Source organism: Actinomadura kijaniata NBRC 14229 (assembly GCF_001552175.1).
Taxonomy (GTDB): domain Bacteria; phylum Actinomycetota; class Actinomycetes; order Streptosporangiales; family Streptosporangiaceae; genus Spirillospora; species Spirillospora kijaniata.
Genome location: NZ_BCQR01000143.1, coordinates 14,308 through 33,358 on the forward strand (window position 1 = coordinate 14,308; position 19,051 = coordinate 33,358).

The 19,051-nt window shown below is 74.3% G+C and carries 20 protein-coding genes; 12 read left to right on the forward strand and 8 right to left on the reverse strand.

Features of this window, described 5'->3' with window-relative positions:
- Window positions 1–4 precede the first annotated feature (4 nt).
- The gene (locus AKI01S_RS35740; RefSeq protein WP_067828202.1) at window positions 5–343 is read right to left on the reverse strand and encodes a PspC domain-containing protein; all 339 of its coding nucleotides are present in this window, start codon (window positions 341–343) and stop codon (window positions 5–7) included.
- Between the two features lie 139 nt (window positions 344–482).
- On the opposite strand from AKI01S_RS35740, the gene AKI01S_RS35745 reads away from it, so the two are divergent.
- Both AKI01S_RS35745 and AKI01S_RS35750 read left to right on the forward strand, forming a co-directional pair.
- Window positions 483–1,634 carry an acyl-CoA dehydrogenase family protein gene (locus tag AKI01S_RS35745; RefSeq protein ID WP_067828144.1) on the forward strand — a complete coding sequence of 384 codons (1,152 nt, stop codon included), beginning with the start codon at window positions 483–485 and terminating at the stop codon, window positions 1,632–1,634.
- A 203-nt stretch (window positions 1,635–1,837) separates the two neighbouring features.
- Complete coding sequence (locus AKI01S_RS35750; protein ID WP_067828147.1) at window positions 1,838–2,857, forward strand: aspartate-semialdehyde dehydrogenase; 1,020 nt, start codon at window positions 1,838–1,840, stop codon at window positions 2,855–2,857.
- Window positions 2,858–2,867: 10 nt separating this feature from the next.
- Here AKI01S_RS35750 and AKI01S_RS35755 read toward each other — a convergent pair whose 3' ends face one another.
- Window positions 2,868–3,356: a cupin domain-containing protein gene (locus AKI01S_RS35755; RefSeq protein ID WP_067828150.1), complete on the reverse strand. Its 489-nt coding sequence runs from the start codon at window positions 3,354–3,356 to the stop codon at window positions 2,868–2,870.
- Window positions 3,357–3,458: 102 nt separating this feature from the next.
- Between AKI01S_RS35755 and AKI01S_RS35760 the strand changes: the two genes are divergently transcribed.
- A complete protein-coding gene (locus AKI01S_RS35760) occupies window positions 3,459–4,352 on the forward strand; it encodes a LysR family transcriptional regulator (RefSeq protein WP_067828205.1) in 894 nt (297 codons plus the stop codon).
- Here the strand turns inward: AKI01S_RS35760 and AKI01S_RS52575 are convergent.
- The 4 genes from AKI01S_RS52575 to AKI01S_RS35780 form a co-directional block, all read right to left on the reverse strand.
- Entirely contained in the window at window positions 4,315–4,650 is a 336-nt protein-coding gene (locus AKI01S_RS52575; protein ID WP_174567443.1) for a hypothetical protein, read from the reverse strand. The genes AKI01S_RS35760 and AKI01S_RS52575 overlap by 38 nt on opposite strands.
- Window positions 4,651–4,772: 122 nt before the next feature.
- Complete coding sequence (locus tag AKI01S_RS35770) at window positions 4,773–5,546, reverse strand: ABC transporter permease (RefSeq protein WP_067828156.1); 774 nt, start codon at window positions 5,544–5,546, stop codon at window positions 4,773–4,775.
- Window positions 5,543–6,493, reverse strand: coding sequence for an ATP-binding cassette domain-containing protein (locus AKI01S_RS35775; RefSeq protein WP_067828159.1), 951 nt, complete (start codon window positions 6,491–6,493; stop codon window positions 5,543–5,545). Before AKI01S_RS35775 ends, AKI01S_RS35770 begins: the two co-directional genes overlap by 4 nt.
- An 11-nt stretch (window positions 6,494–6,504) precedes the next feature.
- Window positions 6,505–7,167, reverse strand: a complete 663-nt coding sequence (locus AKI01S_RS35780) for a DUF4097 family beta strand repeat-containing protein (RefSeq protein WP_067828161.1) — start codon at window positions 7,165–7,167, stop codon at window positions 6,505–6,507.
- A 228-nt stretch (window positions 7,168–7,395) separates the two neighbouring features.
- Here AKI01S_RS35780 and AKI01S_RS35785 point away from each other — a divergent pair, with 228 nt between their 5' ends.
- The 6 genes from AKI01S_RS35785 (at window position 7,396) to AKI01S_RS51160 (ending at window position 13,444) form a co-directional block, all read left to right on the forward strand.
- Entirely contained in the window at window positions 7,396–8,151 is a 756-nt protein-coding gene (locus AKI01S_RS35785; RefSeq protein ID WP_067828164.1) for a GbsR/MarR family transcriptional regulator, read from the forward strand.
- A 218-nt stretch (window positions 8,152–8,369) separates the two neighbouring features.
- Window positions 8,370–9,599, forward strand: a complete 1,230-nt coding sequence (locus AKI01S_RS35790; protein WP_067828167.1) for an alpha/beta hydrolase family protein — start codon at window positions 8,370–8,372, stop codon at window positions 9,597–9,599.
- 82 nt (window positions 9,600–9,681) lie between these two features.
- Window positions 9,682–10,272 (forward strand): RNA polymerase sigma factor, encoded by a 591-nt coding sequence (locus AKI01S_RS35795; RefSeq protein WP_369688757.1) that lies wholly within the window; start codon window positions 9,682–9,684, stop codon window positions 10,270–10,272.
- A complete protein-coding gene (locus AKI01S_RS35800; RefSeq protein WP_067828171.1) occupies window positions 10,269–11,237 on the forward strand; it encodes a hypothetical protein in 969 nt (322 codons plus the stop codon). The genes AKI01S_RS35795 and AKI01S_RS35800 overlap by 4 nt, the downstream gene beginning before the upstream one ends.
- Before the next feature lie 132 nt (window positions 11,238–11,369).
- Window positions 11,370–13,067, forward strand: coding sequence for a hypothetical protein (locus AKI01S_RS35805; protein WP_157420392.1), 1,698 nt, complete (start codon window positions 11,370–11,372; stop codon window positions 13,065–13,067).
- A gap of 236 nt (window positions 13,068–13,303) precedes the next feature.
- The gene (locus AKI01S_RS51160; RefSeq protein ID WP_157420394.1) at window positions 13,304–13,444 is read left to right on the forward strand and encodes a hypothetical protein; all 141 of its coding nucleotides are present in this window, start codon (window positions 13,304–13,306) and stop codon (window positions 13,442–13,444) included.
- A 17-nt stretch (window positions 13,445–13,461) separates the two neighbouring features.
- Here the strand turns inward: AKI01S_RS51160 and AKI01S_RS35810 are convergent, their stop codons facing one another.
- Window positions 13,462–14,367 (reverse strand): LysR family transcriptional regulator, encoded by a 906-nt coding sequence (locus tag AKI01S_RS35810; RefSeq protein WP_067828176.1) that lies wholly within the window; start codon window positions 14,365–14,367, stop codon window positions 13,462–13,464.
- A gap of 73 nt (window positions 14,368–14,440) precedes the next feature.
- Between AKI01S_RS35810 and AKI01S_RS35815 the strand changes: the two genes are divergently transcribed.
- Together AKI01S_RS35815 and AKI01S_RS35820 are read left to right on the forward strand one after the other, a co-directional pair.
- Entirely contained in the window at window positions 14,441–14,836 is a 396-nt protein-coding gene (locus AKI01S_RS35815; protein ID WP_067828179.1) for a RidA family protein, read from the forward strand.
- Window positions 14,837–14,929: 93 nt separating this feature from the next.
- Window positions 14,930–15,499 (forward strand): hypothetical protein, encoded by a 570-nt coding sequence (locus AKI01S_RS35820; protein WP_067828182.1) that lies wholly within the window; start codon window positions 14,930–14,932, stop codon window positions 15,497–15,499.
- 135 nt (window positions 15,500–15,634) lie between these two features.
- On the opposite strand, the gene AKI01S_RS35825 is transcribed toward AKI01S_RS35820, so the two are convergent.
- Window positions 15,635–16,504, reverse strand: coding sequence for an alpha/beta fold hydrolase (locus AKI01S_RS35825; protein ID WP_067828185.1), 870 nt, complete (start codon window positions 16,502–16,504; stop codon window positions 15,635–15,637).
- Window positions 16,505–16,604: 100 nt separating this feature from the next.
- On the opposite strand from AKI01S_RS35825, the gene AKI01S_RS35830 reads away from it, so the two are divergent.
- Window positions 16,605–18,533, forward strand: a complete 1,929-nt coding sequence (locus tag AKI01S_RS35830; RefSeq protein WP_067828188.1) for an AfsR/SARP family transcriptional regulator — start codon at window positions 16,605–16,607, stop codon at window positions 18,531–18,533.
- Window positions 18,534–19,051: the final 518 nt, after the last annotated feature.

Below are 19,051 nucleotides of genomic sequence, written 5' to 3' on the forward strand. Positions count from 1 at the left end.
GGGGTCAGGCGGTCTTGCTGGTGGCCTTCTCGTGGACCTCCCTGGCCTTGACCTTCGCCTTGGTGATCATGTCCTGTACGGCGGGCGACTCCTCGGCCTTCTTCAGCAGGTCCTCGCCGACCGAGGCGGGGGCGCCGTCCTCCGGCATCACCAGCCAGGCGATCGCGTACAGCGCGATCCCGGCGCCGCCGAAGAAGGTGAACGCGCCCAGCCCGAGCCGGACGAGGTTGGGGTCGACGCCGAAGTAGCGGCCGACGCCGGCGCACACCCCGGCGATCATCTTGCCGTCGCGGGTGCGGCGCAGCTTGCGGTCGGTCGGGGCGATGTCCTTGTTCATGTCCATGACCCGATGGTGCGCCACGGGGACCGGCGGCCGCATCGGGGAACGGCCCTGACCCGTCCCTGACCGGACCCCGGACCCGCGGCGGAGGCGGGCCCCGCCGTACCCTGACGGCGGACCCCGGTGGAAGGAAGGACCCCTCATGGACGTGCTGCGCGTCGATGACCAGCTCACCGACGAGGAACGGATGATCCGCGACACCGTGCGGGCGTTCACGGCCGAGAGGGTCGCGCCGCACGTGGCCGGGTGGTTCGAGGAGGGGACCTTCCCGGCCCGGGAGCTGGCCCCCGAGCTGGGCAAGCTGGGCCTGCTCGGCATGCATCTGGAGGGGTACGGCTGCGCCGGGGCGAGCGCGGTCGCCTACGGGGTCGCCTGCCGGGAGCTGGAGGCCGCCGACTCGGGGCTGCGCAGCTTCGTGTCGGTGCAGGGCTCGCTGGCGATGGCCGCGATCCACAGGTACGGGTCGGAGGCGCAGAAGAACGAGTGGCTGCCGCGGATGGCGGCGGGCGAGGCGATCGGCTGCTTCGGCCTGACCGAGCCCGACCGCGGCTCCGACCCCGGCGACATGCGCACCCGGGCCCGCCGCGACGGCTCCGACTGGATCCTGACCGGCGCCAAGATGTGGATCACCAACGGGTCGGTCGCCGACGTCGCGGTCGTGTGGGCCCGCACCGACGAGGGCGTCCGCGGCTTCCTGGTGCCCGCCGGGACCCCCGGCTTCACGGCCTCCGACATCCACCGGAAGCTGTCGCTGCGCGCCTCGGTCACCTCCGAACTGGTCCTGGACGACGTCCGCCTGCCCGCCGACGCGGTCCTGCCGGACGTCACCGGCCTGAAGGGCCCGCTGGGCTGCCTGTCGGAGGCGCGCTACGGCATCCTGTGGGGCGCGGTGGGCGCGGGCCGTTCCTGCTACGAGGCGGCGGTGGAGTACGCGCGGACGCGCGAGCAGTTCGGCAGGCCGATCGGGGGGTTCCAGCTCACGCAGGAGAAGCTGGCCTGGATGGAGGTCGCCCTCGGCCAGGCCGGGCTGGTGGCGCTGCACGTCGGGCGCCTGAAGGACGGGTCCGGGGTGACGCCGCAGCAGGTGTCGTTCGGCAAGCTGGCCAACGTCCGCGCCGCGCTGGACGTCGCCCGCCAGGCCCGGACGATCCTCGGCGCGAACGGCATCACCCTCGAATATCCGGTGCTCCGCCACATGAACAACCTGGAGAGCGTGCTGACCTACGAGGGCACCCAGGAGATCCACACGCTGGTCCTGGGACAGGCGATCACCGGGATCGCGGCCTACCGCTGACCTGGGGGCAGGGCCGGGACGGCGGTCACAAGGTCACAAGGGGAGGGCGCGGCACCCGGTACCTTGGCAGTGACGGGCACAACGGCGTGCCGACGACCGTGTAGCGATGCTTAAAGTCGGAGTCCACGGTTATTAACTGGACCTCCTCCCACCCCCTGGGCAGACTCGTTGTCCCAGGTCAAGCGATGAACACAAGGAGCGGCATGAGAATCGGGATCGTCGGGGCCACCGGTCAGGTCGGCGGGGTGGTGCTCAGGATCCTCGCCGAGCGTGGGTTCCCGGTGGACGAGCTGCGGCTGTTCGCCTCGGCGCGCTCGGCGGGACGCAGGATCGCCTGGGGCGACGCCGAGGTGACCGTCGAGGACGCCGCGACCGCCGACTACGCGGGCCTGGACATCGTCGTGTTCTCCGCGGGCAAGACCACCTCCAGGGAGCTGGCCCCCAGGGTGGCCGCCGCCGGGGCCGTCGTGATCGACAACTCCTCCGGCTGGCGGATGGACCCCGACGTCCCGCTGGTCGTCGCCGAGGTCAACCCGCAGGCCGCCACCCGGCGCCCCAAGGGCATCATCGCCAACCCGAACTGCACGACCATGGCCGCCATGCCGGTGCTGCGCCCCCTCCACGAGGAGGCCGGGCTGCGGTCCCTGGTCGTCGCGACCTACCAGGCGGTCTCCGGCAGCGGCCTGTCGGGCGTCGCCGAGCTGCACGAGCAGACCCGCAAGGTCGTCGAGAACGCCGACCGGCTCACCCACGACGGCTCGGCCGTGGAGTTCCCCTCGCCGCAGGTGTACGCGCGGCCCATCGCGTTCAACGTGCTCCCGATGGCGGGCTCCATCGTGGACGACGGCCTGGCCGAGACCGACGAGGAGCAGAAGCTCCGCAACGAGTCCCGCAAGATCCTGGGCATCCCCGACCTGAGGGTGTCGGGCACCTGCGTGCGCGTCCCGGTGTTCACCGGCCACTCCCTGCAGATCAACGCCGAGTTCGAGCGCCCGCTCTCGCCCGAGCGCGCCAGCGAGCTGCTCAGCAACGCGCCCGGCGTGGTCCTCACCGACATCCCGACCCCGCTCCAGGCGGCCGGCCAGGACCCCACCTACGTGGGCCGCATCCGCCGCGACGAGACCCGCGAGAACGGCCTGGCCCTGTTCGCCTCCGGCGACAACCTCCGCAAGGGCGCGGCCCTCAACGCGGTCCAGATCGCCGAGCTGGTCGCCGCCGAGTAGCCGGCCCTCCTCAGCGCGTCGCCCCGGCCCCCGGGGCGACGCGCCAGCCGGGCAGGTCCACGAAGTGGACGTCGTAGCGTTCCTGCTCGGGCAGCAGCGACTCGAACGAGGCCTCGCCCCGGCTGATCGCCGCCAGCCGTTCGAAGTAGCCGAACCGCTCGATCCCCGGGCTCAGCACCGCGAACACCTCCGCGGTGCGGCCCGGCGCGGCCCCGAACGCGTGCGGCATGCCCGGCGGCACCACCACCAGCCCGCCCGCGCCGACCTCGACCACCCGGTCCCCGAGCCGGAACACCATCACCCCGTCGAGCACGTGGAACAGCTCCGTGGAGCGCAGGTGCCGGTGCGGCCGGGCCCCGTCGGCCCCCTCGCCCATGGTGAGCCGGTTGGCGCTGACCGCGCCCCCGTCGGCGAGCAGCTCGAACGCCCCGCCGTGCGCCAGCGGCGCCGTGGCGGCCTCCCCGGGAAGCACCACCACGGCATCCTCCGAAACGGACATCGCACATCCCTCCTTCGGTCTCCATTCCACGCGGGGAACAGGCGGGGAGCCAGTGGCGGTTGCCGAAGACAGTGATCTCCGATCGAGATGGACGGGCCGCCCATGGAGCTGCGCCAGCTGGAGTACTTCGCGGCCGTCGCCGACGAGGGCGGCTTCGGCCGGGCCGCCGAGCGGCTCGGCATCGTCCAGTCCGCCGTCAGCCAGCAGGTCCGCCGGCTGGAACGGGAGCTGGGCGTGCGGCTGTTCGACCGCTCGACCCGGCATGTCCGGCTCACCGGCGACGGTGAACGCCTCCTCACCGACGCCCGCGCCGTGCTGGCGGCGGCCGGGCGCCTCCACCGGACCGCCGCCGAGCTGGCCGCCGGCGACCAGGGCGTGCTGCGTCTCGGCGTGGTGCGCGGCCCCGGCGACCGCCTCTACCGGACGCTCGACGCCCTGGCGGAGATCGCGCCCCGGCTCCAGGTCCGGCTGGTGCGCCTGCCGCCCGCCGAACGCGTCGCGGCCGTGCGCACCGGCGAGCTGGATGCGGCCCTGGTGCGCGCCCGCCCGGAGGCCCCCGGCCTCGAACTGCTGCCCGTCTGGGACGATCCGCTGCTGGTGGCGCTCCCCGCCGGCCATCCCCGGGCCGCCGGGTCCCGGCCGACGCTCGCCGACCTCGCGCACCTGCCGCTGCGCCTCGCGCCCCGCGCGGCGAACCCGCCGTTCCACGACCTGGTGACGGGCGCGTTCCGGCGGGCCGGGCTGGAGCCGACGCCGGGCCCGCCCTTCCGCGGCCTCCAGGAGACCCTCACCGAGATCGCCGCGGGCCCGCCGTCCTGGACGGTGTTCTACGAGGCCGCCCCGGTCCCGGCGCCGTCCCGGGTGGCCGTCCGCCCCCTGGCGGAGCCGCGCCTGACGACGTTCCTGGCGGTGCGGCCGGACCCGCCCGCGCCGCCGATCCGGCACCTGCTGGCGGCGTTCAGGGCGTGCGCGCCGGCCGGGTCGTCCGGAAGGTGAAGCAGTCGACGGTCCAGCCGTCCCGGGCGAGGCCGCGGCGGGCGGCGGTCCGCGTCCGGGAGCCCGCCTCCCGCGCTGGCCATCGCGGGTAGGGCAGGTCGCCCGAGGTCCCGAAGAAGATCAGCATCCGGCCCGCCGGGGCGGACCTCCGCCAGGACGGCCTCGCCGGGCAGGTGGGACACGGCACCACCGGGGTCAGGCCCAGGTGGTCGAAGGTGCGGTCGGAACGGGTCCCTTCCTCGGCGAGGGCCCGTTCGTGCCGGCGGCGGATCCGCTCGGCGTGCTCGGGGGAGATCATCGGCCGGTGGCCGTCCGGTTCCCTGACAGGACTCTGGGCGCCGGTTCCCGCGGGACCCGGGTGGAACGGCTCAGGGCCGCCGGACCGGATCGGTCCGACGGCCCTGTTCGACCGGTTCATGGTCACGCCTTGTTGAAGGTGTTCTTGGCCCAGAGGTAGGAGACGGCGCCGATGCCGACGCACCAGGCGGTGGCGATGGCGGCGCTGTCGCCGATCGGGGTGCCGAGCAGGAGGCCGCGGACGGTCTCCATGATCGGGGTGAAGGGCTGGTACTCGGCGAACCAGCGCAGGACGGCGGGCATGGAGTCGGTGGGGACGAAGCCGCTGCCGAGGAAGGGCAGGAAGACCAGGGGCATCGGGGCGTTGCTGGCGGCCTCGGGGGTCGGGGACCTCAGGCCGAGGGCGACCGCCAGCCAGGTGACGGCCACGACGAACAGGGTGAGCATCCCGGCGGCGGCCAGCCATTCGACGGCGGTGGCGTTGGGGCGGAAGCCGATGGCCAGCGCGATGCCGACGACGAAGGCGAGGCTGAGCAGCTGCTGGACGACGCTGCCGACGACGTGGCCGGTCAGGACCGACGCCCGGGAGATCCGCATGGTGCGGAAGCGGGCGATGACGCCCTCGGTCATGTCGGTGGCGACCATGACGGCGGTTCCGGTCGCGGCGGTGGCGGCGGCCATGAGCAGGATGCCGGGGACGACGTAGTTGACGTAGGTGCCGCGGCCGCCGCCGAGCCCGTTGCCGAGGGTGCCGCCGAAGACGTAGACGAACAGCAGCAGGATGATGACGGGCGTGATGACCAGCTGCACGGTCATGGACGGGTAGCGGAGCAGGCGCTTGAGCTGGCGGCGGGTCATGGTGGCCGAGTCGCGCGCGGCCAGGGCGAGGGTGCTCATCGAACTGCGTCCTTGGGGTCGCCGGTGAGGGTGAGGAAGACGTCGTCGAGGTCGGGGGTGTGGACCGACAGTTCCTCGACGTCGATGGAGTGGTCGTCCAGGCGGGCGAGCATCCGGCGCAGGGAGCCGACGCTGCCGTCGCTGGGGATCTGCAGGGTGAGGGCGTCGCCGTCGAGGAAGCCGGTGCCCAGGGCGCGCAGGGCGGAGTCGACGTGGTGCTGGTCGGCGAAGCGCAGGCTGACGTGCCCGCCGGGGATGAGCCGCTTGAGCTCTTCGGGGGTGCCCTGGGCGATCAGCGTGCCGTGGTCGAGCATCGCGACGCGGTCGGCGAGCTGGTCGGCCTCCTCCAGGTACTGCGTGGTGAGGAAGATGGTGACGCCGTCGGCGACCAGCTCGCGGACGACCTGCCACATGGAGCGGCGGCTGCGCGGGTCCAGGCCGGTGGTGGGCTCGTCCAGGAAGATCAGGCGGGGGTCGCCGACCAGGGTCATGGCCAGGTCCAGGCGGCGCTGCATGCCGCCGGAGTAGGTGGAGGCGGGTTTCCCGGCGGCCTCGACCAGGTCGAACCGCTCCAGCAGCTCGGCGGCCCGGCGCCGGCCGTCCCGGCGGGACAGGTGTCTGAGGTCGGCCATGAGGAGCAGGTTCTCCTCGCCGGTCAGCAGCTTGTCCACGGCCGAGTACTGGCCGGTGACGCCGATCGCGCCGCGCACGTCGTCGGGCTTGCGGGCCAGGTCGTGGCCGGCGACCTGGACGGTGCCGCCGTCGGCCGGGATCAGGGTGGACAGGATCTGGACGGTGGTGGTCTTGCCGGCGCCGTTGGGGCCGAGCAGGGAGAAGATCGTTCCTTCGGGGACGGCCAGGTCGATGCCGTCGAGCACGACCTTGTCGCCGTTCTTGCCGCGGTAGGACTTGCGGAGCCCGTTCGCCGCGATGGCCAGGTTCGTCATGGGGGTGATCCTCAGAGGCTGCGGGCGGCGATGTCGCCGGTGGAGGTGGTGGCGCGGATGTCGAGTTCGGTGGTGCCGTCGTTGCGGAGGGCGTTGCTGACGCGGCCGTGGGAGGTGTGGGCGTCCAGGGCGGCCGAGACGCCGGTGGCGGCGGCGACCGAGATGTCGCCGGACTGGGTGCTCAGCACGACCGTGCCGCCCGTGGCCTCGGCGATCCGGATGTCGCCCCGCTGGGTGCTGATCTCCGCGGGGCCGTTCAACCGACCGACCTCGACGTCGCCGTCGATCGCGGTGAGGCGGACGCTCGCGGCCTCGTCGATCTTGATCTGGTGGTAGGCGCCGTCGAAGGCGAGGTCGCCGAGGCGGCCGACGACCCGCAGCTCGGTGCTGGCCGCCTTGGCCTCGACCTGGGAACCGGCGGGTAGCTGGACCGTCACCTCGACGGAGCCGGACGGGCCGAAGAACTGCTTGCCGCCCGGGGCCGTGATCCGCAGGACGCCGTCGCCGTACTCGACCGTGGTCTGCTCCGCCGCCTTCACGTCGCGGCCCTTCGAGGCGTTCGCGGGCCGGACCTCGACCGCGGTGTCGGCCCGGTCGGCGGCGATGAGCTGGACGCGTCCGGCGGGGATCTCCAGGGCGGCGGTGATCGGGGCGGGGGTGTCGAACTTCTGCATCGTGGGCTCCTGCGCTCGTCGTTTCTGACATTGGAAAAGCTACGTTGCTTTGACGGATTCAGCAACATCCTCGTTGCTTGCAAACATTGTTTACGCAGGTAGATGCAGGATAATCGTTGCATGGGGGCTTGAAAAGTAACGCAACAGGGAACCCGTTTCGTTGCACTGGAATGCCGGTGAACGCTATGCTGGCGCCGTCAGGGACGCCGGGACGACAAGGAGACCGCGATGCCGGGAGGCAGGCTCACCCAGCAGGACCGCCAGCAGATCGCGCTGGGGCTGGCCGACGGCCTGGCCTACGCCGAGATCGCCCGGCGTCTGGGCCGTCCGACCTCGACGATCACGCGTGAGGTGATGCGCAACGGCGGCCCCACCGGCTACCGGCCCGACCTGGCCCACCGCGCCGCCGAACGCCGTGTCCACCGGCGCAGGCCCGCCGCCTCCCGAGGGGCGGAGTCGGTCCCCCAGCCGCACGGACGCGACCCCGAGGCCGTCCTGGAGTTCGAGGAGGCGTTCACCACCGTCTTCATGGCCTCGGGCATGCCCAAGATGATGGCCCGGGTGCTGGTCTGCCTCTACACCACCGACTCCGGCAGCCTCACCTCCTCCGAACTCGTCCAGCGCCTCCAGGTCAGCCCGGCGTCGGTCTCCAAGGCGATCGCGTTCCTGGAGGAGCAGGGCATGGTCCGCCGGGAACGCGACGAACGCCGCCGCGACCGCTACAGCGTCGACGAGGACGTCTGGTACCAGTCGATGGTCGCCAACGCCCGGGCCTTGGTCCGGGTCGTCGAGACCGCGCGCCAGGGCGTCACCGTCCTCGGCCCCCGCACCCCCGCCGGCGCCCGCCTGGAAGGCGCCGCCCGCTTCCTGGACTTTGTCAGCGAGAGCGCCGCCCGCGCCGCCGAGCAGGCCCGCGAGATCCTCTACACCAGGCCCGAGACCGACCCTGACGGCACCGCCGGGCCGGGCCCGGACCACCGGTAGACGGCCGTCCCGGGAGGGCGCGGCCCAGGAGCGTTCCGAAGCGGGTCGGCCCGCGAGCTGATCGCGAAGCGACGCCGCGCGGCGATGGGAGCAGGGTCCCGGTCCGGGGGAGGGAGGGTCGGTCGTGGGAGGGACTCCGGTCAGCCCCGCAGGGGACGAGACGCGGGCGCGGACGCGGCAGGCTCTGCTCTCGGAAATCCGTTCTCCGAGAGGTAGCGATGCGTCGCACGACCACCGTTCTCGTCACCGCCGCACTGGCGGGTTCCCTCCTGCCGTCCGCCGCCGTCGCCGGAACGCCGCGCCCGGCGCCGGCCCCGTCCGGGGTCAGGGTCGCCCTTCCCACGCCCACCGGGTCCGCGAGGCTCGGCATGACCGAGCTGCATCTCGTCGACCGGTCGCGGCCGGACCCCTGGGTGCCGTCCAGGCCGTACCGCGAGCTGATGGTGAGCCTCTGGTATCCCGCCAAGCGCGCCGACGGGTACCGCAGGGCCCCGGCGATGCCGCCGAACGCCGCCGCGCACTTCGGGAGAACGGCCGCCGAGCAGGAGGGTTTCGCCGGGGCCGACCGGGTGGACTGGGCCGGGATCCGCGGCCACGCCCGCGCGGGAGCGCCCGCCAAGAGCGGCAGGCGCCCGGTGCTGCTCCTCTCGCCCGGCAACCGGATGCCGCGCACCCTCAACACCGCCCTCGCCGAGGAGATGGCCGGCCACGGCTACGTGGTCGTCAGCATCGACCACACCCACAACCCCATGGGGGTGGAGTTCCCCGGCGGACGCGTCGAGCCCTCCAGGCAGCCGCCGTCGGCGTCGTTCGACCTCATGCGGAAGGAGTACGCGACCCGCAGCGCCGACGCCCGGTTCGTGCTGGACAGCCTCGAACGGCTCGCCCGGGGCGGCAACCCCGACGCCGGGCGCCGCGCGCTGCCGCGCGGCCTGAAGGGCGCCCTCGACCTGACGAGGGTCGGCATGTTCGGGCACTCGCTGGGCGGCGCGTCGTCGGCGCAGGCGATGTCCGACGACCGGCGGATCGACGCGGGCGTCGACCTCGACGGCGGGTTCGTGTCCCGGGAGGGGCCGCTCGGTCCGGTGGTGGAACGCGGCCTCGACCGCCCGTTCATGATCGTGAACGCGGACCGCGGCAGCCACGACCACCCCTCGATCCGGCCGTTCTGGGACGGCCTGCGCGGCTGGCGGCGCAGCATCCAGGTCGCGGGCACCGAGCACCACTCGTTCAGCGACCTCCAGGCGTACGTCCCGCGGATGGTCCGGGCGGGGGTGACGCCGAAGGAGTTCGGCGCCGCGCTCGTCGGCACGATCGATCCCGCGCGGTCGTTCGCCGTCCAGGGGGCCTACGTCCGCTCCTTCTTCGACCTGCACCTGCGGAAACGCGACGACCACCTGCTGGACGGGCCGTCGCCGCGCTTCCCCGAGGTGCGCTTCCTCCCGTGAGCGCGGGCCGCCGGTAGGTGAAATGCTCGTCCGGTGGCGGACATGTGGTGCTCGTCCGATCCGTACGGCGAGAGGAAGGCATGTGTCAGCCATCCCGGAGAGCTCCCCTCCACCCGATGAACGGAGACGCCGCTTCGAGCGGGTCTACGCGGCCCACCGTGCCGAGATCCTCGGATACGCGCTGCGCCGCACGACCGATCCGCAGGACGCGGCCGACGTCCTGGCCGAGACCTTCCTGATCGCCTGGCGGAGGCTGGACGACGTGCCGCGCGGCGGGGAGGCCAAGCTCTGGCTGTACGGCGTCGCCCGCCGCGTGCTGGCCAACCACCACCGGGGCGAGCGGCGCCGGTCGGCGCTGGTCGGCGACCTGGCCGGGCAGCTGCGGATCGACCTGGCGGCGCACCGCGGGCCCCGGCCGGAGGGGGAGCTGGCCGCGATCGCGGCGGCGTTCGGCGAACTGTCCGAGGACGACCGGGAACTGCTGTCCCTGGTCGGCTGGGAGAACCTGGACCGCGGCGAGATCGCGGCCGTGCTGGGCTGCTCGCGCAACGCGGTGCGGATCCGGCTGCACCGGGCCCGCCGCCGGTTCGCCCGCGAACTCGACCGGCGCGGGGCCCGCACCCCGCACACCCACGCCCTGTCGGCAGCGGTCATCAACGGAGAACGCGCATGAACCACGACATCGACACGCTCGTCGGCCGCCTCACCCCGGTCACCGACGCCCGCGCCGCCGAGCTGCTCACCGACGACACGGCCGCCGACCTCGCCAGGCGGATCACCGCGACCACCGCGACGGCCGACGAACCCGCCGCCGTCCCGGCCCGGTCCCGGTTCCGGCGCGGGCTGACCGTCGGGCTGCCGCTGCTGGCCACGGGGGTAGCCGGGGCGGCGGTCGCCGTCATGCTCGCCGCCCCGTCCGGGGACTCCGGCGGCTCCGTGGGGGCCACGCCGACCCGGGCCACGCAGGGACAGGTCACGCTGGTCTCCGCGCTCAGCTTCACCCGCAAGGGCCGCTACCTCGACGTGCGGATCCGCGACCCGTACGCCGACCCGGCGCGGTACAAGGAGGAGTTCGCCAAGCACGGCCTGAACGTCCGCCTGAGCCTGGTCCCCGTCTCCCCCTCGATCGTGGGCACCGTCGTGATGGAGGACACCAGCGACGGGACGCGCCCGGACGACATCACCCAGATCCGCGTCAAGGGCGCCTGCGAGGTCCCGAGCGGCGGGGACGACTGCACCGTGGGAGTGCGGATCCGGATCGGCTACAAGGGCAGCGCCGCCGTCGTCTTCGGCCGCGCGGCGCGGCGCGGCGAGAAGTACGCGAGCACCGCCCATGCGGACGCGCGCGGAGAGGCCCTGCACGGCATGGTGTACCGCAAGCAGCGGCTGTCGCGGGTGCTGGCCGCGCTGAAGGAGCGGAACATCACCGCGCCCGAGTACCGGGTCATGGTGGGCAACGAGTCCCAGATCCGCTACCCGGGGCAGGTGCCGGGGGACTGGTACGTCCACGACGCCTCCCCGTGGGCGCACGGTCAGGTGCTGCTCTTCGTCGGTCCCAAGCCCACCGAGGAGGCCAGCCGGGAGGGGCGGCCGCCGGCCTCGACGCCGGGGGTGCCGTCCCCGACACCGAGGTCCTGATCCCGTTCGCCCGGACGCCCCGTCCCCACCCGCGTGGGACGGGGCGTCCCGCGTTGAAATGATCTCCCGGGGCCGGACATGTCCCCCGCGAGACGGCGCGAGGCGCGGGCCGTCGCGATGGAGGGAGACCCCTTGGCCGAGAAGAGGACACTCGCCGTGGCCGCGACGGCGGTCGCGGCCGTCACCGCGGGCACGATGGGCGCGGCGGTGCTGAGCGGACCGGACCCGGTGAACGCGGGCCGGGTCGCGGCTACGGCACGGACCGCCACGCCGACGTCACCGGACATCCGCGACCGCTTCCCGCACGGCCTGCGGAAGGAGGCGGTGACCGGGAACGCGCGCCGCCCGGCGAAGGCGCGGCGGCTGGGCGTCCAGGCGGGTGTGCGGGTCGCGCTCGACGTGCTCGACCGGCGCGGCAGGCCGCCCGCGGACCAGACGGCCGTCGAGTTCCACCCGCTGAACGGCGACGACCCGTTCTTCGTCGAGCTGCGGGACGGCCACGTCGAGGGTGAGCTCCCGGCGGGCCGCTATGCCGTGCTGACCCGCGTCGCCACGGCCGAGCCGGACGGCACGACCTCCTCGGCCCTCGTCTACCGGCCGAAGGTGGCGATCACCGGGGCCACCAGGATCCTGCTCGACGCGCGCGCGGCCGTGCCCGTCGCGGCGACGGTCGACCGCGCCGACGCCGGGCTCCTGAACGGCGAGGTGCGCGTCATCCAGAAGATCGCGGGGCGGCCGGTCGTCACGTCCGCGATGATGCAGCTCAGGAACGCCTACATCACGCCGACCGCGTCCACGCCGGACCTGACCCTCGGCCTGCACGCCGTCTTCACCCGCAAGGGCGCCGAGACCGGCAGCCCCTACGTCTACAACGTGGCGAGCCAGCGGGCGGGCGGGGTGCCGCGGAAGCCGGGCCTGCGCGTGCGCACCAGGGACCTGGCCGCGGTGAGGACCGGGTACGGCACCGAGGGGCGCCCGGTCTGCGCCGGCGGTCACGCCTCGCCGCTCTGGGCGGACGGCGGCATCCGGATCGGCTTCTACACGGGCGTGGGAGCGGCGCCCGCCACCCGGACCGAGTACTACACGCCCGGCATCACGTGGGACATCGACTGGATGAACACCACGCCGGACTGCGGCTTCGGGTGGGACACGACGGAGGTGTGGGCGCGCCAGGACCGCTTCCCCAAGGCGGGCCCGTACCAGCGCCGCCTGACGCCCGCCCCGTTCAGCCCCCGCGGGGTCGTCATCTGGGGCGAGCACGAGGGCGGCGAGCCGGCACTGGCGGTCAGCACGCACTCGACGGACGCGGGCACGAGCGCCATCGCGCCGTATCCCGGATCGACCGGCACCTCGGTCCTGCGCGACGCGAACGGGAAGACCGTCTACACCTCCGACCATCCCGGCACGGCCTGGAAGTGGCCGGTGCCCGAGCCGGGCGACTACAGCCTCACGGTGGAGGAGAAGCGCGCCTCCCCGTTCTCCCCCCTCGCCGTCCGCCAGCGCGCGGTGTGGCGCTTCGCCGTACGGGACGACAAGGTCATCACCCTGCCGTCCCTCACTTTCCGCACCCCCCTCGACGCCCGGTCGAGGGGCAGGGCGGGGGCCCGCCAGCAGGTGACCCTGACGACCGGCCGCGCGGGCGGCGCCGCTCCGAAGCTGTGGGCCTCGTCCGACGAGGGCAGGACCTGGAAGGCCGTCCCGGTGACCCGCAGGGGCGGCGCGTGGGTGGCGACCCTGACCAACCCGAAGGCGGGCTTCGTCTCCCTGCGGGCGGCCGTCACCGGGGTCGTCGACCAGACCGTGATCCGGGCCTACGCCGTCCACGGCTAGGGGAGCGCGGCCGGAGCACCAGCCCAGCAGGGCGGACACGAACGCGCGCCTGAACCATGCCTCGCAGTCCTCGAAGGACCGGCCGGAGTCCACGACGAGGCCGTCGTGGACTCCGGCGCTCATCAGCGCGACGGCGATGTCCGTGCCGCGGATCCGCCGGACGACCATCTCGACGCCGAGCCGGTTCCGGCGGGCGCTCGACGAGGGGCGCGCCGTGACCCGGAACCCCGCTGCGGGTGAAGGCCGACGCGCTGGACGCGGCGGTCGTGGCCGTGGACGGCCGGCACGTGCGCGCCCGCATCGAGGTGATCACCACCCGGGGCGCCCCGAACCACGCCAGGGTGTTCCTCCGGGTGGCCCCGCGCGTCGGCAGGTGATCGGCGACGGGCCCTCGTCAGCCCGGCGGGCCGGGGCGCCGGCCGACGGTCGCCAGCAGGGAGGCGATCAGGGGGTTGTGGTCGTCGCGGCGCCAGGCCGCGGCGACCCGCGTGCGGGTGGAACCGGGCGCGATCCGGCGGAAGGCGACGCCTCGGAGGCGGATGCGCCGGATGCTCGCCGGGGCGAGCGACACCCCGAGACCGGCCTCCACCAGGCCGCAGACGGTCTGCCACTCCACGGCGCGCTGGGCCACCCGGGGCGTGAAGCCCGCCGCGGCGCACAGGCCGACGATCTGGTCGTGGAGGCCGGGACCGACCGCGCGGGGCGGCAGGACGAACGGGGCGTCGGCCAGCTCCGCGACCGGGACGGCGCGCTGCGCGGCGAGCGGGTGCGCGGACGGCAGGACCGCCACGAACGGCTCGGTCAGGACGGTCTCGAACCCGAGCCCCGCCTCGTCGGCCGGCTCGCGCAGCAGCCCGACGTCGATGGTCTTGTCGTGCAGGGCGGCGATCTGCGGCGCGGTGGTCATCTCGTGGATGTCGAGGCGCACGTCGGGGAAGCGTTCCCGGAACCGGCGCAGCAGGTCGGGCAGGACGGTCAGGGCGAGCGAGGCGGCGAAGCCGATCCGCAGGCGGCCGGCCCGGCCGCCGCCGACCGCCCGCGCGGCGGCCAGCCCGTCCGCCAGGCCGGTGAGCGCGCGCCGGGCGGCGGGCAGCAGCTCGCGGCCCGCCGGGGTGAGGGAGACGCGTCCCGGCTCCCGGTGGAACAGCGGATGGCCCACCTTGTCCTCCAACCGGCGGATCTGCTGGCTCAACGGCGGCTGCGCGATGCCCAGGCGGGCCGCCGCGTGACCGAAGTGGAGTTCCTCGGCGAGCACGACGAAGGCGTGCAGTTGTTGCAGGGGAAGTTCGGGCCGCTCCATACGCCTAGAGATATCAGACGGTCCCCATTGGCGTATTAGACGTATATCCGCTGGTCGCCCTAGTGTTCGGCGCATGACGGAACGACGCGCGATCCTCAGCGGCTCGACGTTCGAGGAGCAGATCGGCTATGCCCGCGCCGTGGTCGACGGCGACCGGGTGCACGTGTCCGGGACGACCGGGTTCGACTACGCCACCATGACGATCTCCGACGACGTGGTGGAGCAGGCCGAGCAGTGCCTGCGCAACATCGAGGCCGCGCTGTCGGAGGCGGGCTGCACCCTCGCCGACGTGGTGCGGGTGCGGTACCTGCTGCCCGACCGGGCGGACTTCGAACCCTGCTGGCCGGTCCTGCGCGGCCGCTTCGGCAAGGTGCGCCCGGCCGCCACCATGCTCGTGTGCGGCCTCGCCGACCCCCGCATGAGGATCGAGATCGAGGTGGACGCGCGGCGGCTCCCCCCGGCGGGGTAGGGAGCCGGCTTCGCCTCGGTCGCGCGGGGGAGGTGCGCCGCGGCGGCGGGTGTGAGAGTCGACGGACCGCTTCCCGAGCGAACGGAGACCCCCGTGAGGAACGTGATCGCCCGCACGCCGGCCGTCCTCGGCGTCACCGCGGCCGTGGCGGCGGCCACGGTCACCACCGCCGGGGCGGCCACGCCGGACGGAGGCCATACGGCACAGGTCCGAGGGGCCGCTCACCTGGACTGGGACGGTGAGCACACCGGACCGTGGAAGAGCGACCTGTGGATAGGCGTGGACGGCGCTCGCGCGACCTACCCGGACGCCGTCGCCGTGGTCCCGTCCGCCGCCTCGGGCACCGTCCGCGTCAAGCACCGGTTCTGGAACACCGAGACCCGCCAGGAGATGACGGCGTGGTTCAACCTGGACGTCGACTGCGTGGCCGTCGGCGGGCCCGTCGCCACCATCACCGGGATCGTCAACCAGCAGCACTCGCCTGACCAGGCGTTCCTCGAAGGGGTGCGGGTGGGGCTGACCGTCTACACCGGGGCGGGCGAGCAGCCGGGCAGGGTCGGGGCGCTGCGCGCCGGGACCAGGGACGCCCAGATCCCGTTGTGCGCCTCCACCGCCCCCGCCTGGCCGGTCAAGCAGGGCGGCTACAAGGTCCGGGACCGCTGAGCCGCCGCCAGGCGTCGCGGGGCGGGGCGGCGGCCGCCGCGCCCGGTGCTCCGGCGGACGCGGCGAGACGCCGTGTTCTGTTCCGCACGGGGAGTACTTCGCCGTCGGCCTCCACGCGGGCGCCTCAGCCGGAGGTCAGCGGCCGAGCAGGGCGCGCAGGGCCTTGGTCACCTCCGCCGGGGACTCCTCGGCCATGAAGTGGCCGCAGGTGACGGTGGTGTGCTCCAGGTCCGGGGCCCAGGCCCGCCACAGGCCCGCCGCGTCGAAGCCGAGGGCCGCGCCCCAGTCCTGCTGGAGGACCGCCACCGGCATGCGCAGCCGGTTCCCGGCGGCGCGGTCGGCCAGGTCGTGGGCGTTGTCGATCCCGGCCGAGGCGCGGTAGTCGGCGACGATCGACGGGACCGCCTCGCGGCAGGCCCTCAGGTAGGCGGCGCGCACGTCGGCGGGGATCGCGTCCGGCGAGTTCGCCCACAGGTCCAGGAAGTGCCCGAAGAACGCGTCCGCGCTCGCGGCGATCATCTGCTCGGGCAGTCCCGGCGGCTGCGCCATCAGGTACAGGTGGAAGCCGACGGCCGCCGCGACGCCGTTCATCACCTCCCACATGTCCGCCGTGGGCAGCACGTCCAGGCTGGCCAGATGCGTGATCGTCGAAGGGTGGTCCATGGCCGCGCGGAACGCGACCAGCGCGCCCCGGTCGTGCCCGGCCAGCGCGAACCGCCCGTGCCCCAGCTCCCGGGCCAGCGCCACGATGTCGGCGGCCATGGTCCGCTTGGAGTAGACGTCCTCGGACACGGCCTCGGGCTTGTCGCTGTCGCCGTAGCCGCGCAGGTCCGGGCAGATCACCGTGTGGTCGGCGGCCAGGTCGGCGGCGACGTGCCGCCACATCAGGTGGGTCTGGGGGAAGCCGTGCAGCAGGACGACCGGGCTGCCCGAGCCCGCGACGGCGGCGTTGAGGGACACGCCGTCGGCGACGGGGACGCGCAGGTAGTCGAAGCCGGGGATCATGTTCTTCTCCTTGTGGTGGTTGACCAGCGGGTTTCATGGTCGGCGGCGTCGATGAGCAACCGATGAGCGCGTTACCGTGGCGGGGACGGAGGGGAGGCGTGTGGCGGTCGAGTTCGGAGTGCTGGGGCCGGTGGCGGCCTGGGACGCCGACGGGCGGCCGATCGGGCTGAAGGGGCCCCGGCACCGCGCGGTGCTGGCCCGGCTGATCGTCGCGCGGGGCCGGGTCGTGCCCGCCGCGCGCCTGGTCGACGACCTGTGGGAGGACCCGCCGGACGGCGCGGTGGCCGCGGTCCGCACGTTCGTCGCGGCGCTGCGGCGCGCGCTGGAACCCGAACGCCCGCCGCGCGCCCCCGCCCGGCTCCTGGTCACCGAGGGGCCGGGCTACGCGCTGCGCACCGACGCCGTCGACGCCCGGCGTTTCGAACGCGCCGTGGCCGACGCCGCGACCCTGCCGCCGCACGACGCGTTCACCCTGCTGGAGGAGGCGTCGCGGTGGTGGCGCGGCCCCGCGTACGCCGAGTTCGCCGGGGAGGAGTGGTGCCGGAGCGAGCGGTCCCGGCTGGCCGAACTGCGGCTGGCCGCCGTCGAACGCCGCGCCGAGGCGCTGCTGTCGCTGGGCCGCGCCGCCGAGGCCGTGCCGGACCTCGACGCCCACACCACCGAGCACCCCTGGCGGGAGAACGCCTGGCGGCTGCTCGCCCTCGCCCTGTACCGGACGGGCCGCCAGGCCGACGCGCTGGAGGTGCTGCGCCGCGCCCGGACGCTCCTGGCCGAACGCCTGGGCGTGGACCCCGGCGTGGGGCTGCGCCGCCTGGAGACCGACATCCTCGCGCACGCGCCGGACCTCGATCCCGGCGGGGCGGCCGCCCGCGTGTGGGCGCAGACGGCGGCCGTCTACGACAGCACGGTGGCGTCCGGCGCGCGGGCGCGGCTGGAGTCGGCGGTGGCCCTGCTGCGCGATCTCGCCGTGACCGGGGGCGGCGGGCTGGAGGCGGCCCGGCGGCACCGCATGGCGGCGGTCGAGGCCGCCGAGGAGCTGGACGATCCGGAGCTGACGGCCCGGGTGGTCGGGGCCTACGACGTTCCGGCGATCTGGACCCGCTCCGACGACCCCGCCCAGGCCGCCCGCCTCGTGGCGGCCGCCGAACGCACCCTGCCCCGCCTGCCCGCCGGCGCCGACGCGGCGCGGGCCCGGCTGCTGGCCACCATCGCGATGGAGTCCCGCGGCGACCGGGGCGAACGCGGCCCCCGCGCCGCCCGGCGGGCCGAGGAGATCGCCCGGCGGCTGGACGACCCGCGGCTGCTGGCGTTCGCGCTCAACGGCGCGTTCCTGCAGAGCTGCGGGCGCGCGGGCCTGGCCCCGCGCCGGGACGGGATCGGCGCGGAGATCATCGCCCTGTCCGAACGGCACGGCCTGACCACGTACACGGTGCTGGGCCACCTCATCCGCCTCCAGGCGCGCAGCGCGCTGGGCGACCTCCCGGAGGCCGACCGGCACGCGGACGCCGTGGACCGCCTGGCCGAACGCCACGAACTCCCCCTGGCGGGCGTGTTCACCCACTGGTACCGGGCGCTGCGCCTCGACATGAGCGGCGCGCCCTACGACGAGGCGGAGGCCGCCTATCGCGACGCCGCCGCGCGGCTGGACGGGACCGGGATGCCCGGCCTGGAACGCGGCCTGCCGCCCCTGGCGCTGCTGTGCCTCCGGCTGCGCCACGGCCTGGACGCCCCCACCGACGGCGCCCTCGACTGGGGCCCCTACCACCCCTGGGCGCGCCCCCTGGTGCTGCTCGCGCGGGGACGCGCCGAAGCGGCCGCCCTCGCCCTCCGCGAAACCCCCGAACCGCCCCACGACCTGCTCCTGGAGGCGATGTGGGCCCTCACCGCCCACGCCGCCGTCGCTCTGGGGGACCGGGAGATCGCCGAACGCGCCCGCGCCGCCCTCGCCCCGGCCGCGCGGGAGTGGGCGGGCGCGGGAAGCGGCCTGCTGACGCTGGGTCCGGTCGGTCGCTACCTGGAGCGCCGCTGAGCGCCGTCCGGACGGCGGGGAAAGACCGCGGGGCCATCGGGTGATCCACAAGGAGACGCCTCAGCGAAGAAAGAGCCCTCTTGAGGAGAACCTCCCGCCCGGCCGGAGGGCCGAGCGGCATCCCGACGCGCCATGACCGCTGGCCGACGATGCCGAGCGCCATCAGCCAGCGGGCCGTCCGGGTCCGTGAAGCGCACGGGTGATCGCCCTCACGGCTCGTCGCCTCCCGTCCGACCCGCCCAGAGGACCGGGCGGCGTCCTGGCGTGTCCCGGTCCCTGGCCGGTGGTGCCGTGCGCGGTCGATCAGCGGGCCGTCCGGGCCCGTTGAACGCGCGGGTCGCCGTCGTGCCGCGATGACGGGTCAGCCCTGGCGATCTCCGTCGCCTCGAATATCCGGATTCGAGGGATCTTTCGCGCCACGCCCCGTCATGATCAACTGAACCAAGATCAACGTTTGGATCGTGAAGGAGCTCCCGCCATGTCCGACACCCCCCGCCTTCACCGCCGCGGACTCCTCC